The following is a 15,247-nucleotide window of genomic DNA, read 5'->3' on the forward strand; positions in this document are numbered from 1 at the left end:
ATATACTCCATTGATACTTTAAGTAGGCGGTGGAGAAAATGAATACAGTACATGCTAAAGGAAATGTTTTGAACAAAATCGGAATTCCTTCTCACATGGTTTGGGGTTATATTGGCGTTGTCATCTTTATGGTTGGAGACGGCCTCGAACAAGGCTGGCTGTCTCCTTTTCTCGTTGATCATGGTCTCAGTATGCAGCAATCCGCATCGTTATTTACCATGTACGGCATTGCTGTCACCATCTCAGCTTGGCTTTCAGGAACGTTTGTCCAAACTTGGGGGCCGAGAAAAACGATGACTGTCGGATTGCTTGCATTTATCCTCGGTTCGGCCGCTTTTATCGGCTGGGCGATTCCTCATATGTATTATCCGGCTCTCTTGGGCAGCTATGCTCTTAGAGGCTTGGGATATCCGCTGTTTGCATACTCTTTTCTCGTATGGGTGTCATACAGCACCTCTCAAAATATTCTCGGAAAAGCCGTCGGATGGTTTTGGTTTATGTTTACGTGCGGCCTTAACGTGCTCGGCCCGTTCTATTCCAGCTATGCAGTTCCGGCCTTTGGAGAAATCAATACGCTTTGGAGCGCTTTACTGTTTGTGGCGGCAGGCGGAATTCTTGCCTTATTTTTTAACAAAGATAAATTTACTCCGATACAAAAACAAGATCAGCCGAAATGGAAAGAACTGTCGAAGGCATTTACGATTATGTTTGAAAACCCTAAGGTAGGCATCGGCGGAGTGGTCAAGACGATTAATGCGATAGGACAATTTGGATTTGCCATCTTTCTTCCTACTTATTTAGCACGATACGGGTATTCGGTTTCGGAATGGCTGCAAATATGGGGGACGCTGTTTTTTGTGAATATTGTGTTTAATATCATTTTCGGTGCAGTCGGAGATAAACTTGGCTGGCGCAATACGGTCATGTGGTTTGGCGGTGTCGGATGCGGTATTTTTACGCTGGCGCTGTATTACACGCCTCAGCTGATCGGGCATCAGTATTGGGTGCTCATGATTATCGCCTGCTGCTACGGCGCGGCTTTAGCAGGGTACGTCCCATTAAGCGCGCTTTTGCCGACGCTTGCACCTGATAATAAAGGTGCTGCCATGTCAGTGTTGAATTTGGGATCTGGTTTATGTGCGTTTATCGCGCCGGGCATCGTGAGTCTTTTCATTGGGCCGCTCGGTGCAGGCGGCGTGATTTGGATCTTTGCGGCATTGTATTTTTTCAGTGCCTTTCTGACGCGATTCTTGACAATTTCTGAGCAAAGCACAGATGTGTATACGGAGGAACGGTTTGTCAGGGAAAATGTGCAGACAAATTTTGATAAAACGGTTAAGCAGTAGCCTCTTTGGTCAAACTAATCATAAACGTGTGCAAAGAGGTGTAGAGGGTGAAACGATTCAGCACGGCGTATCTTTTGCTGGGCATTCTTTGCTCAGCGGCAGTATTTTTAATAGGAGCTCCTTCCCGCGCACTTGGCGCGGAAGTGGAGCACTATGAGCCGCTGCAGGTGCATGTGCAGCTTGAAAAGGTGTATTTGGACGGCGATGTCAGCATTGAGCATAAGCATGAAAAAGTGTTTTCTATGGATGATTTTTGGGCAGCTTATGCCGGGTGGACGCTTGTGGAACAAAAAAAGGGATATGTGCTCTTCCGGAAGCAAATGGACGATATATCTCCGCTCAGCAAGGTCAACGGGTATATCGGTGTATCGGATAATGGAGTGATTTCCACTTTTCATGGGCGGCCTGAGCCAGCTTCCGAACCAATTCAGTCTTTTTTTCAAATTGATTTAGAAAGGCTGGAAAGCCATATGCAAAAAAATCTGCTGAAAGGCATTCCATTTCGGACAAAAGCGGAGTTTGAGGATGTCATCGAACATATGAAGACATACAGCGGGTAACGTCCGCTGATTGAAGACATGTATTCATGTCTTTTTTTTCGTGAAAGAATGAGAGAGAAGCGAACATATGTTAACTTTTCTATAAGACTTTGGCTGTTTTTATGGTACAATGAAGAACAGTCAAAGAGGTGAATTTGCGTGATTGAATTTGTTAAAGGGACGATTGATTATGTATCTCCCCAATATATTGTCATAGAGAACGGCGGCATCGGCTATCAGATTTTCACGCCGAATCCGTTTATATATAAGGAGAGAAGCCAGGAAACGATTTTTACATACCATCATATCAGAGAGGATGCTTTTTCGCTTTACGGTTTTTCAACAAGAGAGGAGAAGGCGCTCTTTACAAAGCTGTTAAACGTGACCGGAATTGGCCCGAAAGGAGCACTTGCCATCTTGGGCTCGGGTGATCCCGGAGCGGTCATCCAAGCAATTGAAAATGAGGATGAAGCTTTTTTGGTCAAGTTTCCTGGAGTAGGAAAGAAAACCGCACGCCAGATTATTCTAGATTTAAAAGGAAAGCTGGCAGATGTTGTGCCTGAAATGATTGAAAATCTGTTTAATCATGAAGAAAGGCTTGAAAAGCAAACAGCGGAAACGGCTCTTGAAGAAGCACTTGAAGCCCTCAGGGTTCTCGGATATGCTGAAAAAGAAATCAAAAAGGTGCTTCCTCACCTTAAAGAAGAAATTGGGCTGACAACAGACCAATATGTGAAAAAAGCATTACAAAAACTATTAAAGTAAGGTGATGTTCATGGATGAACGGCTCGTCTCAAGTGAAGCAGACAACCATGAATCAGTGATAGAGCAAAGCCTGAGGCCGCAAAACCTGGCACAGTATATCGGGCAGCATAAGGTAAAAGAAAATTTGCGCGTGTTTATAGATGCGGCGAAAATGAGACAGGAGACGCTGGATCATGTTCTTCTGTACGGGCCGCCCGGACTCGGAAAAACAACGCTTGCTTCGATTGTTGCTAATGAAATGGGAGTGGAATTGCGGACGACCTCAGGGCCTGCGATTGAAAGGCCTGGTGATTTGGCTGCTATATTAACGGCGCTGGAACCGGGAGATGTATTATTTATTGATGAAATACATAGGCTGCACAGATCGATCGAAGAGGTGCTTTATCCTGCAATGGAAGACTTTTGCCTGGACATTGTGATTGGCAAAGGCCCATCTGCCCGCTCGGTTCGGCTCGACCTTCCGCCTTTTACGCTGGTGGGAGCCACGACGAGGGTGGGGCTTTTGACGGCTCCTTTAAGAGACAGATTCGGCGTAATGTCTCGCCTTGAGTACTATACACAAGAAGAACTGGCGGATATTGTCACAAGAACCGCTGATGTATTCGAGGTTGAGATTGATAAACCGTCGGCTCTTGAAATTGCAAGAAGATCGAGAGGGACGCCCCGCGTGGCGAACCGCCTGCTGAGAAGGGTGCGCGATTTTGCCCAAGTGCTGGGTGACAGCAGGATTACGGAAGACATTTCTCAGAATGCGCTGGAGCGGCTTCAGGTTGACCGTCTCGGTTTGGATCATATTGATCATAAGCTGCTGATGGGCATGATCGAAAAATTCAACGGCGGCCCAGTAGGCCTTGATACGATTTCAGCTACCATCGGCGAGGAATCGCATACGATTGAAGACGTATATGAACCATATCTGCTGCAAATTGGATTTATACAAAGAACGCCGCGTGGAAGGATCGTGACACCGGCCGTTTATCATCATTTCCAAATGGAGGCTCCCCGATATGACTGAATTTCCTAAGATCATTATGATTCTTGGTGCTGTTTTGCTTATTATCGGAGCAGTTTTGCATTTTGTCGGCAAGATGCCGGGAGATATTTTTGTAAAAAAAGGAAATGTCACGTTTTTCTTCCCGGTTGTCACTTGTATTATTATAAGTGTGGTATTATCAATTTTGCTTAATCTTTTTGGCAGAATGAAATAACAAAAGACTAGAATAAAGGTGAAATCATCATGAAAGTCGATTTATTTGATTTTGAACTACCAGAACGTTTAATTGCACAAGTACCGTTGGAGCAGCGTGATGCTTCAAGGCTGATGGTGCTCGATAAACATACAGGAGAGCTTACTGACAGCTCGTTTAAACACATTATCAGCTTCTTTAACGAAGGCGATTGTCTAGTCCTGAACAATACCCGGGTACTGCCTGCGCGGTTATTCGGCACAAAAGAGGATACCGGCGCGAAAGTGGAACTTCTTTTGTTGAAACAGGAAACCGGTGATAAATGGGAAACACTTGCCAAACCGGCGAAACGGGTGAAAAAAGGAACTGTTGTCACATTTGGAGACGGAAGATTGAAGGCAATCTGCACGGAAGAGCTTGAGCACGGCGGCAGAAAGATGGAATTTCAATATGACGGTATTTTCTACGAGGTGCTTGAATCCCTTGGAGAGATGCCGCTCCCTCCATATATCAAAGAACAGCTTGATGACAAAGAGCGCTACCAGACAGTGTATTCAAAAGAAATCGGCTCTGCTGCTGCGCCTACAGCTGGCCTTCACTTCACGGAAGAAATCTTACAGCAGCTGAAAGACAAAGGCGTGCAAATTGAGTTCATCACACTGCACGTAGGCCTTGGAACGTTTCGCCCTGTGAGTGCCGATGAAGTGGAAGAGCATAATATGCATGCAGAGTTTTATCAAATGTCAGAAGAAACGGCTGCAGCCTTAAACAAAGTAAGAGAAAATGGCGGTCGGATCATTTCTGTCGGCACGACCTCGACACGCACGCTTGAGACGATTGCCGGAGAACATGACGGGCAATTTAAAGCATCAAGCGGCTGGACATCTATTTTTATTTATCCGGGCTATGAATTTAAAGCCATTGACGGAATGATTACAAACTTCCATTTGCCGAAATCGTCATTGATTATGCTGGTCAGCGCGCTTGCTGGAAGAGAAAACATTCTGCGTGCCTATAACCATGCAGTGGAAGAGGAATACCGTTTCTTCAGCTTCGGAGACGCGATGCTGATTATATAATTTGAGAACAGGAGGCCTCATCAAAAGTGGCTGAACAACCAATACGCTATGAATTTATAAAAGAATGCAAACAAACAGGAGCGCGGCTGGGCAAAGTGCATACGCCTCACGGCTCCTTCGAAACGCCGGTTTTTATGCCGGTCGGCACACTGGCGACAGTCAAAACAATGTCGCCTGAAGAGCTGAAAGCAATGGATGCAGGCATCATTTTGAGCAACACTTATCATCTATGGCTTCGTCCGGGCCAAGACATTGTCAAAGAAGCGGGCGGGCTCCATAAATTTATGAACTGGGACCGCGCAATTTTAACAGATTCAGGCGGTTTTCAGGTCTTTTCTTTAAGCAAGTTTCGTAATATAGAGGAAGAGGGTGTCCATTTCCGCAATCATCTAAATGGAGACAAGCTGTTTTTATCTCCGGAAAAAGCGATGGAGATCCAAAACGCACTCGGCTCTGATATTATGATGGCGTTTGACGAATGCCCGCCATACCCGGCGGAGTACGACTACATGAAGAGGTCAGTTGAACGGACAAGCCGTTGGGCGGAACGCTGCCTGAATGCCCACAATCGTCAGGATGAACAAGGGCTGTTTGGTATTGTACAAGGCGGAGAATATGAAGATCTGCGGACACAAAGTGCGAAGGACTTGATTTCGCTTGATTTTCCGGGATATGCTATAGGCGGATTGTCTGTAGGTGAACCGAAGGATGTCATGAACCGTGTACTCGAATTCACAACACCGCTCTTGCCGAAGGATAAACCGAGATATCTGATGGGAGTAGGTTCTCCGGACGCACTGATCGACGGAGCGATCCGCGGGGTCGATATGTTTGACTGTGTGCTGCCTACACGGATTGCAAGAAACGGCACAGTGTTTACTGCTGAAGGACGACTCAATATGAAAAATGCGAAATTTGAAAGAGACTTCCGTCCGATTGATGAAGAGTGTGATTGCTATACATGTAAAAACTACACTCGCGCGTACATTAGGCACTTGATTCGCTGCAATGAAACATTCGGCCTTCGATTAACAACTTACCATAACCTTCATTTTCTGTTACACTTAATGGAGCAGGTAAGACAGGCTATTCGCGAGGATCGTCTGGGTGATTTCAGAGAAGAGTTCTTTGAGCGTTACGGCTATAACAAGCCAAATGCGAAAAGCTTCTAAATAAACATAACAGGCTTACAGAAAGGGGTGAAAATGATGACTGGCACTTTAGGTACATTGGTTCCTATTATTTTAATGTTTGCGGTCCTTTACTTCTTGCTGATTCGTCCTCAGCAAAAGCAGCAAAAGGCTGTACGCCAAATGCAAGAGGAACTGAAAAAAGGCGATTCAGTAGTGACAATCGGGGGATTGCACGGTACTGTTGACTCTATCGACGAAAGCAAAGTCGTAATTAAGACTGGTGATAACACACGTCTTACGTTCGACCGCCGCGCGATCAGAGAAGTTTCTGCTGCTGAATAACAGCAGGAGCTATACATAGCAAACAAAAAAGAGCGGGCAAGTGAGCCCGCTCTTTTTTATGTGGAAGACCTGTTTCCCCTCATGTTCACGCCGAAAATCCCGCCCAGCATGCACACCCCTAAAAATCCCAGATGGAAGATCAGCTGTTCTGCTGTAAATGTCTTTCCGAATCCTAAATACTGAAACAATAAGATAATCAGAGAAAAACTTATGGCAGTCAATGCTCCAATCATCCAGCCTCTTTCCTTGCCTTTCCCGCCTGAAATGAACCCGCCGATAAATAAAGAGAGAAATGAGATAGCTGTGATCAGCCAGTTAAATGATGATTCTTCCAGCGAGGTTGCGGTCAATAAAAGTGAAACCGCCAAACTTGTCAGGAGCATGGCTGAAAATATGGCGATTAAGCCGTAAAGAATGCCTTTTCCAACTTGTTTCGTTTCCTCCATGATTGTCTCCTCTCTGCCTGTATTAAAAGGCTTCTGTTCTTTTTGTTCAAAACCGTCAGACATGCTGATGGCTCGTCTTTGTAAAAATGTATTCCCTTATCCCTTGAATTAGACGTAAAAGCTTTGTGAAATGCAATCGGTTTTTCTTACATAAATTGATCATTTTGTTGCAACCTATAATGAGTTGGAGGTGCATGATGGAAGAGCTTCTCACTATTGCGTTTCGCACAGTCGTATTGTATTTTGTGATATTGGTCATTTTTCGTTTCATGGGCAAACGGGAGATCGGAGAGCTTAGTATTTTAGATCTCGTTGTCTTTATCATGATGGCTGAAATTGCCGTTTTAGCCATAGAAAACGTAGACGATCATCTATTTCATACCATTTTGCCAATGCTTGTATTAATGATCATTCAAGTGACTTTGGCATACTTTTCTTTAAAAAACCGAAAAGTCCGCCAGCTTCTTGACGGTAAGCCGACCATAATTATCAAATATGGAAAAATTGACGAAGAAGCCATGAAATCACAGCGTTATAATTTTGATGATTTAATGGTTCAGCTCAGAGAAAATAGCGTCGACAGAGTAGCTGACGTATCATTTGCCATTTTAGAGCCGTCGGGCAAACTGACTATTGTAAAGAAAGAAAATAGCGGAGAGCATCGGCAGCTCGAAATGCCGCTCATTATAGACGGCTTCATTCAAACAGAAAACCTGTCCAGAATCAGTAAAGATAAAAAATGGCTGCTTGAAAATTTGCAAAAACACGGATACACCAACCCTTCAGATATTTCATTTTGCTCGTTTACAGACGGAGAAATATATATTGATGAAAAAGATGGGCACCGCACGTGATCATTATCGGATGATCAACCGTCCGATAATGGGAATGCGGCAAAGCTCATCTTTTTTAATTAAACGGAAAACGAGCAGGAGGATCATATAAACGGCGGCGCTCGCCGCAATCCATCCGGCTAGATTGACAGCCTCAGATGCTCCAAAGCTTATATAATGTTTGATGGCGGAGCTGATGAATCCGCAAATTACAATAACAGCGAAGCTGAGCGCGTACTCCTTGATTTTGATGCTGATCGGCAGCACTTTGCTTACGGTTGCTGCGTGCAATAGCGTAACGAGCACCATGCCTGTCACAATGGCTAATGCCGCACCCATAATGCCAAGAGAAGGCCTTGTGGCAAGGACAAAAATAAGGCCTGTTTTGACAAGCGCTCCGATTAAGCTGTTCATCATCGCAGCTCCTGCCAAATTAAGCGCCTGCAGCACAGCTTGAAGCGGGCCTTGGAAATAATAAAGCAGAAAAAACGGGGCCATCACTTTTATAAATACAGCTGCGCCTGAGGAACCGTACATCACTCTCATCAGCTCATCCGCAAATACAAATAAAATAACAACTGAAATGCCTCCGCTGAGCAGACAGAGACGCATCGCCTGTTCCAAGCGGTATTCCACCACCTGCAATTTTTTCTGCTCCATTCCTTCACTGATCGCAGGAACAAGCGCGGTCGACAAAGAATATGTAATAAAGCTGGGCAGAGTCAGCAGCGTCATGGCAAAGCCGGTCAGTTCCCCGTATTGCTTTGTTGCGGCAACTGTTGCCACACCGGCGATGGCAAGGCTTTGAGCGACGACGATTGGCTCGAAAAACCAAGAGAGGTTTCCGATAAAGCGGCTCCCGGTTGTTGGAAGGGACACGCTCATTAATTGGGTAAAGGTTTGTTTTCCGTTTTTAATTGACTGGAAAAAATGCTTTCTGATTTTAATTGTCTTTTTATACTTAAAGCAAACGAATAAATAAAGAAGTGATGCCAGCTCCCCTGCCACTGAGGATAGCATTGCCCCCGCCGCAGCATATTCAATTCCGTAAGGGAGAAAAATCGTTGTGCAGACAGCCACGAGTGAAATGCGGACAACCTGTTCAAGGACTTGTGACATAGCAAGCGGGTTCATATTCTGTTTTCCTTGAAAGTATCCCCTCAGCACACTCGATATAGCAATAATCGGCACAACCGGCGTAATGGCCAAGAGCGGATACAGTGTTCGCTTATCTGTCAGCATCGTTTCAGCCATAACCGGGGCGAAAAACAGAAACAGCGGTGTAAAGATGAGGCTGAGCACTCCCGTGATGGTCAGAGACATGACTAAAATATTTTTCGTTTTTTGATGATCTCCGCGCGCACTGGCTTCAGCGACTAGCTTGCTGATCGCGACCGGCAGACCGAATTGAGTTAATGTAGTGGCCAAGAAGAAGGTAGGCGCCGCCATCATGTAAAGCCCGACTCCTTCTTCACCGATAAAACGGGCGATAACCACCCGGTTGACAAACCCGAGCATTCTTGTAACCATTCCTGCTGCGATAAGGATAAGAGTGCCCTTTAAAAACGTCTGTTTCGCCATTTTTACCCCCTGCCTTCTCAAACTACCTGGAATCATATACAATAAAGATATGCGTATATATCGTCCAAGCATGACAAGTCTTCTTGAAAAACAATAAAAAAGGAGCGTGGAATTCGTGGAGAAGCATCCAGCCGATCTATATAAAGACCACGTCAGGCCGTTTCTTTACAGCAAACTGGAAGAGTTTAAGATTCTCGGGTATGATGATGTTGAACTCGAAAGTTTGTGGTCATACTTAACAGATAAGAAGTGGAAAAAGAAAACGGAACTGAACATTTATGAACTGGCGAGTGATATTTTATCAGTGAAAATTGGCGAATTTATGAACTATGCAACCGTTGAGTCATTTAAAACGTCTAATTGGCTGGGCAGTGAAGAGGGCCAGGAAGCATTGGAAGAACTGCTGAGATAGCAGGTTGATTCGCACAGGTTTAAGGGAGGATATACATAATGAAAAAAGGACGCTTGATTGCGTTTTTCCTTTTCGTTTTATTGATCGGCACGGGCTTGGGCTACTTTACGAAGCCTGCCGCTAACAATATTACGTTAGGATTGGATTTGCAAGGCGGATTTGAGGTGCTGTATGATGTACAGCCTGTAAAAAAAGGTGACAAAATCACAAAAGACGTTCTGGTCAGCACTGTAGAGGCATTGAACCGCCGGGCCAATGTTCTCGGTGTCAGCGAACCGAACATCCAAATTGAAGGGAATAACCGGATTCGCGTTCAGCTCGCTGGTGTGACAAACCAAAACAGAGCTCGTGAAATTTTGGCGACTGAAGCGCAGCTTTCTTTCAGAGATGCAAATGATAAGGAACTGTTAAACGGTGCTGATTTAGTCGAAAACGGCGCTAAACAAACTTATGATAGCACAACAAATGAGCCAATTGTCACGATTAAGCTGAAAGACGCTGATAAATTTGGTGAAGTGACCAAGAAGGTCATGAAAATGGCGCCAAACAACCAGCTTGTCATTTGGCTGGATTATGATAAAGGTGATTCCTTTAAGAAAGAAGTTCAAAAAGAGCATCCTAAATTTGTATCCGCTCCAAATGTAAGTCAGGAGCTAAATACAACTGATGTAAAAATTGAAGGTCATTTCACAGCTCAAGAAGCAAAAGATTTAGCCAGTATTTTAAACGCAGGCGCACTTCCTGTGAAACTGACTGAAAAATATTCAACATCAGTAGGCGCACAATTCGGCCAGCAGGCTCTCCATGATACGGTGTTTGCCGGTATTGTCGGTATAGCAATTATTTTCTTATTTATGCTTTTCTATTACCGTCTGCCAGGGTTAATCGCGGTGATTACGCTATCTGTTTATATCTACATTACACTCCAGATCTTTGACTGGATGAATGCCGTACTCACGCTTCCGGGAATTGCCGCTCTCATTTTAGGTGTCGGGATGGCTGTTGACGCCAACATTATTACCTATGAGCGGATTAAAGAAGAGCTCAAGCTAGGAAAGTCAGTCCGCTCTGCCTTCCGTTCAGGAAACAGACGGTCATTTGCGACGATTTTTGATGCGAATATTACAACCATTATTGCAGCGGTTGTGCTCTTTATCTTTGGGACAAGCTCTGTTAAAGGGTTTGCGACAATGCTGATCCTATCGATTCTGACAAGCTTTATCACTGCCGTTTTCTTATCGAGATTTCTCCTCGCTCTCCTTGTGGAAAGCAGATGGCTTGATCGGAAAAAAGGCTGGTTTGGTGTCAATAAGAAACATATCATGGATATTCAGGATACGGATGAAAATACAGAGCCGCATACGCCATTCCAAAAATGGGATTTCACGAGCAAACGCAAATACTTCTTTATTTTCTCCAGTGCGGTCACGGTTGCCGGGATTATTATCTTGCTTGTGTTCAGGCTGAATCTTGGCATTGACTTTGCAAGCGGTGCACGGATTGAAGTACAAAGCGACCATAAGCTGACGACAGAGCAAGTTGAGAAGGACTTTGAATCTCTTGGTATGGACCCTGATACTGTCGTTCTGTCAGGCGAAAAGAGCAATATCGGTGTTGCCCGTTTTGTCGGGGTGCCAGATAAAGAAACCATTGCAAAAGTAAAAACATATTTTAAAGACAAATACGGATCTGATCCAAATGTCAGCACAGTTTCACCGACAGTCGGTAAAGAGCTGGCAAGAAATGCGCTGTACGCAGTTGCTATAGCTTCTATTGGCATCATTATTTACGTTTCAATCCGATTCGAATACAAAATGGCGATTGCTGCCATTGCTTCATTGCTATATGACGCATTCTTTATCGTCACGTTCTTCAGTATTACAAGGCTTGAGGTAGATGTTACGTTCATCGCGGCCATCTTGACGATAATCGGGTATTCCATTAACGATACAATCGTTACATTTGACAGGGTCCGCGAGCATATGAAAAAGCGTAAGCCGAAAACATTTGCCGATCTGAACCATATTGTAAACCTGAGCCTGCAGCAAACCTTTACACGTTCAATTAACACTGTATTAACCGTTGTGATTGTTGTTGTGACATTGCTGATCTTTGGAGCATCTTCTATTACTAACTTCTCAATTGCTTTATTGGTCGGGCTGTTAACAGGCGTTTATTCTTCTCTATACATTGCCGCACAAATTTGGCTTGCATGGAAAGGAAGAGAACTGAAAAAAGATTCGGCGCAATAAAAAATATCAGGCTGTCCTCTGCAGGGCAGCCTGTTTTTTGAAGTTTCATTGAACTTAAAATAGACATTTGCTATAATGACATACGCTTACATTTAAACATATATATGGTGTTAAAAGTGTTTATGGCTGGTTTTCAGATATGTAGGAGGGTTTATATATGAGGGTTCGCGAATCAGAGCTGCCGGGCATAGGACAAAAAGTTGAAATGATTACTAGAAACCGTGATAAAATTTCAATTATCATTCATCATGACGGACGGAGAGAGCTTTACTATTTTGACGAAAACGACCATGAGGAATGTGTTGCCTCCGTGCAGTTTGATGACGCTGAAGCAAGGCAAATGTCTGCAATTCTTGGCGGAATGGCATATAAACCGAAAGCATTAGAACAGGTCGAGTCAGCCCTTGATGATTTGATTATAGAGTGGTGTAAAGCAGAGGCGGGAGCGCCTGCCATTCATCAGACGATTGGTGATTTGAATGTGGGTCAGGAATATCATGTGACGGTCATTGCAATTGTTAAAAAGAATCAGGATAAACAACTGAATCCGAGCTCTGAAACAGTCATTGACGAAGGCGATACACTTGTGATTTCCGGTGAGGGAACCGGACTGAAGAGGCTGATCCGGGAAAAATTAACAGCAAAGGGAGCTTAACCTAGTGTTAAGCCATGTTTAAAACCAGTCTTGATGGGGAAAGTTACCTCAATAAGAAGTTTGGGGGAAAAGAGAATGAATAAACAATGGACCATTATTTTCGCACTTATTTTCACCTTAATTGTCGCTATTTTCGCAGTCATTAATGTTCGATCCGTAGAAGTTGATTACCTGTTTGGAAGATCAGAATGGCCGCTCATTCTTGTTATTTTGGGCTCAGTTTTAATGGGAGCACTGATCGTATTTTCTGTCGGCATTTTTCAGGTAATGAAATTGAAGCGGGAAATAAAAACCTTGCGGAAAGAAAATAGAACAGCAATACATAAACAAGAGGATACTCATCTTGCTGATCAGACTGACACACAGGATGCATCAGCCATGATTGAGAAAAAAGACTAGTTTTCGAATATTATTTGAAACCCCTCAGCCTGCTCTAGTATAATAGGGTGGTTGAGGGGTGAATTTATGTTAGCGTCAAAAATGCGATGGGAAATCCAGCGACCAGATCAGGATAAGGTCAAATCACTCACAGAACAATTGCATATAACACCTCTTGTTGCGTCCCTGCTTGTAAAAAGAGGCTTTGATACGGCAGAAAGCGCTAGGCTGTTTTTACATACAAAGGATGCCGATTTTTATGATCCTTTTGAAATGAAAGGCATGAAAGAAGCGGCAGATCGAATAAAACAGGCGATTTCACAACAAGAAAAGATTATGATATATGGCGATTATGACGCCGATGGGGTTACAAGTACGTCAGTGATGCTTCACACGCTGCAAAAACTGTCGGCTCAAGTTGATTTTTATATACCTGACCGTTTTAAAGAAGGATATGGACCTAATGAACAGGCGTTTCGTTCGATTAAAGAACGGGGCTTCTCTTTGATCATTACGGTTGATACAGGAATTGCCGCTGTGCATGAAGCGAAGGTGGCAAAGGAACTCGGACTGGATGTCATCATTACCGATCATCATGAACCGGGACCGGAGCTTCCGGATGTCCGTGCGATCGTCCACCCGAAGCAGCCTGGCTGCACTTACCCGTTTAAAGAGCTTGCCGGGGTTGGAGTCGCGTTTAAGCTTGCCCACGCTTTATTGGGTGAACTTCCTGATGAACTGCTTGACCTGGCGGCTATCGGCACCATTGCCGATCTAGTCCCGCTGCATGACGAAAACAGATTAATAGCAACACTAGGACTTGAAAGGCTTCGACGGACAAATCGGCTCGGCTTAAAAGAGCTGATTAAGCTGTCAGGCGGAGACATCGGAGAAGCGAACGAAGAAACAGTCGGATTTCAGCTCGCACCAAGGCTGAATGCCGTCGGAAGAATCGAACAGGCGGATCCCGCTGTTCATTTGCTTATGTCAGAGGATTCGTTTGAAGCGGAAGAGCTTGCCGCAGAAATTGACCAGCTGAACAAAGAGCGCCAAAAAATGGTCAGCAAAATGACGGATGAAGCGATTGACATGGTTGAACAGCAAGGGCTCGATCAAACTGCAATTGTCGTGGCCAAAGCCGGATGGAACCCGGGAGTCGTCGGGATTGTGGCTTCAAAGCTTGTGGACCGTTTCTACCGACCGGCCATTGTTCTTGGTATTGATGAAGAAAAGGGAATCGCTAAAGGTTCGGCCCGAAGCATCAGAGGATTTAATTTATTTGAGAGCCTTTCTGAATGCAGAGATATTCTTCCTCATTTCGGCGGCCATCCAATGGCTGCGGGGATGACGCTGAAAGCCGAAGATGTGCCGGATTTGCGAAGCAGGCTGAATGAAATAGCGGACAATACGCTTACGGAAGAGGATTTTATTCCCGTACAGGAAGTCGACCTTGTCTGCGGCGTCGAAGACATTACAGTTGAAAGCATCGCAGAAATGAACATGCTGTCTCCTTTTGGCATGCTGAACCCGAAACCGCACGTTCTCGTAGAAAACGCAGTACTGGAAGATGTCCGCAAGATAGGGGCAAATAAAACTCATGTCAAAATGACGATCAGAAACGAGTCGTCCCAGCTTGATTGCGTCGGTTTTAATAAAGGCGAGCTTGAAGAAGGCATCGTACCGGGTTCAAGAATTTCTATTGTCGGTGAGATGTCAATCAACGAATGGAACAATCGAAAAAAGCCGCAGCTTATGATAAAGGATGCCGCTGTTTCTGAATGGCAGCTGTTTGATTTAAGGGGAAAACGGACGTGGGAAGACACAGTTTCCGCCCTTCCATCTGCTAAACGGGCCATTGTCTCTTTCAAAGAAGACTCAACAACATTACTTCAAACTGAAGACCTTCGCCGAGAAGTGCACGTCATCAGTTCTAAAGATCAAGCAAAGGCGTTTGACCTCGATGGTGCATATATTGTATTACTGGATCCGCCGCCTTCGCTGGACATGCTCGCACGTTTGCTGGAAGGAAAGGCGCCCGAGCGGATATATTTTATTTTTCTCAACCATGAGGACCACTTTTTATCAACTTTTCCCGCAAGAGACCACTTTAAATGGTATTATGCGTTCTTGCTGAAAAGAGGCGCTTTTGACGTGAAAAAACACGGTTTAGAGCTTGCAAAACATAAAGGCTGGTCCGTTGAAACAATCAATTTCATGACAAAGGTGTTTTTTGATCTCGGTTTTGTTAAAATAGAGAATGGTGTGCTGTCTGTTGTGAGCGGAGCAAAGAAACGCGACT

The 15,247-nt window shown here is 44.5% G+C and carries 16 protein-coding genes; 14 read left to right on the forward strand and 2 right to left on the reverse strand.

Features of this window, described 5'->3' with window-relative positions:
- Positions 1-38 precede the first annotated feature (38 nt).
- The 8 genes from RAC86_RS13285 to yajC all read left to right on the forward strand — a co-directional run bounded on the left by RAC86_RS13285 (position 39) and on the right by yajC (position 6,391).
- Positions 39-1,346 carry an MFS transporter gene (locus RAC86_RS13285; RefSeq protein ID WP_003246197.1) on the forward strand — a complete coding sequence of 436 codons (1,308 nt, stop codon included), beginning with the start codon at positions 39-41 and terminating at the stop codon, positions 1,344-1,346.
- 47 nt (positions 1,347-1,393) lie between these two features.
- Complete coding sequence (bofC, locus tag RAC86_RS13290) at positions 1,394-1,906, forward strand: sporulation cell-cell signaling protein BofC (protein ID WP_003229715.1); 513 nt, start codon at positions 1,394-1,396, stop codon at positions 1,904-1,906.
- A gap of 138 nt (positions 1,907-2,044) precedes the next feature.
- Positions 2,045-2,650 (forward strand): Holliday junction branch migration protein RuvA, encoded by a 606-nt coding sequence (gene ruvA / locus RAC86_RS13295; RefSeq protein WP_003229717.1) that lies wholly within the window; start codon positions 2,045-2,047, stop codon positions 2,648-2,650.
- Between the two features lie 10 nt (positions 2,651-2,660).
- On the forward strand, positions 2,661-3,665 hold the full coding sequence (ruvB, locus tag RAC86_RS13300; RefSeq protein WP_003229718.1) for a Holliday junction branch migration DNA helicase RuvB: 1,005 nt from the start codon (positions 2,661-2,663) through the stop codon (positions 3,663-3,665).
- Complete coding sequence (locus RAC86_RS13305) at positions 3,658-3,858, forward strand: DUF2905 domain-containing protein (RefSeq protein ID WP_003222669.1); 201 nt, start codon at positions 3,658-3,660, stop codon at positions 3,856-3,858. The genes ruvB and RAC86_RS13305 overlap by 8 nt, the downstream gene beginning before the upstream one ends.
- 29 nt (positions 3,859-3,887) lie before the next feature.
- Positions 3,888-4,916, forward strand: a complete 1,029-nt coding sequence (queA, locus tag RAC86_RS13310) for a tRNA preQ1(34) S-adenosylmethionine ribosyltransferase-isomerase QueA (RefSeq protein WP_003229723.1) — start codon at positions 3,888-3,890, stop codon at positions 4,914-4,916.
- 26 nt (positions 4,917-4,942) lie between these two features.
- Complete coding sequence (gene tgt / locus RAC86_RS13315) at positions 4,943-6,088, forward strand: tRNA guanosine(34) transglycosylase Tgt (protein ID WP_003229725.1); 1,146 nt, start codon at positions 4,943-4,945, stop codon at positions 6,086-6,088.
- Between the two features lie 36 nt (positions 6,089-6,124).
- Positions 6,125-6,391 carry a preprotein translocase subunit YajC gene (gene yajC / locus RAC86_RS13320; protein WP_004398708.1) on the forward strand — a complete coding sequence of 89 codons (267 nt, stop codon included), beginning with the start codon at positions 6,125-6,127 and terminating at the stop codon, positions 6,389-6,391.
- A 56-nt stretch (positions 6,392-6,447) separates the two neighbouring features.
- Here yajC and RAC86_RS13325 read toward each other — a convergent pair whose 3' ends face one another.
- The gene (locus RAC86_RS13325; RefSeq protein WP_014477528.1) at positions 6,448-6,837 is read right to left on the reverse strand and encodes a TIGR04086 family membrane protein; all 390 of its coding nucleotides are present in this window, start codon (positions 6,835-6,837) and stop codon (positions 6,448-6,450) included.
- A gap of 197 nt (positions 6,838-7,034) precedes the next feature.
- Between RAC86_RS13325 and RAC86_RS13330 the strand changes: the two genes are divergently transcribed.
- Positions 7,035-7,691, forward strand: a complete 657-nt coding sequence (locus RAC86_RS13330; RefSeq protein ID WP_080529623.1) for a DUF421 domain-containing protein — start codon at positions 7,035-7,037, stop codon at positions 7,689-7,691.
- A 3-nt stretch (positions 7,692-7,694) separates the two neighbouring features.
- On the opposite strand, the gene spoVB is transcribed toward RAC86_RS13330, so the two are convergent.
- Positions 7,695-9,251 (reverse strand): stage V sporulation protein B, encoded by a 1,557-nt coding sequence (spoVB, locus tag RAC86_RS13335; RefSeq protein ID WP_217019437.1) that lies wholly within the window; start codon positions 9,249-9,251, stop codon positions 7,695-7,697.
- 115 nt (positions 9,252-9,366) lie between these two features.
- Between spoVB and comN the strand changes: the two genes are divergently transcribed.
- The 5 genes from comN to recJ all read left to right on the forward strand — a co-directional run.
- Positions 9,367-9,663 (forward strand): post-transcriptional regulator ComN, encoded by a 297-nt coding sequence (comN, locus tag RAC86_RS13340; protein ID WP_003229735.1) that lies wholly within the window; start codon positions 9,367-9,369, stop codon positions 9,661-9,663.
- 38 nt (positions 9,664-9,701) lie between these two features.
- Complete coding sequence (gene secDF / locus RAC86_RS13345; RefSeq protein ID WP_003245970.1) at positions 9,702-11,915, forward strand: protein translocase subunit SecDF; 2,214 nt, start codon at positions 9,702-9,704, stop codon at positions 11,913-11,915.
- 157 nt (positions 11,916-12,072) lie between these two features.
- Positions 12,073-12,570 carry a cation:proton antiporter regulatory subunit gene (locus RAC86_RS13350; protein WP_003229739.1) on the forward strand — a complete coding sequence of 166 codons (498 nt, stop codon included), beginning with the start codon at positions 12,073-12,075 and terminating at the stop codon, positions 12,568-12,570.
- 75 nt (positions 12,571-12,645) lie between these two features.
- Positions 12,646-12,969, forward strand: coding sequence for a LapA family protein (locus RAC86_RS13355; protein ID WP_003229740.1), 324 nt, complete (start codon positions 12,646-12,648; stop codon positions 12,967-12,969).
- A 66-nt stretch (positions 12,970-13,035) separates the two neighbouring features.
- Positions 13,036-15,247 (forward strand): single-stranded-DNA-specific exonuclease RecJ (recJ, locus tag RAC86_RS13360; RefSeq protein ID WP_377885747.1); only part of this gene is annotated, 2,212 nt, incomplete at its 3' end.

Source organism: Bacillus sp. LR_5, from assembly GCF_042709275.1.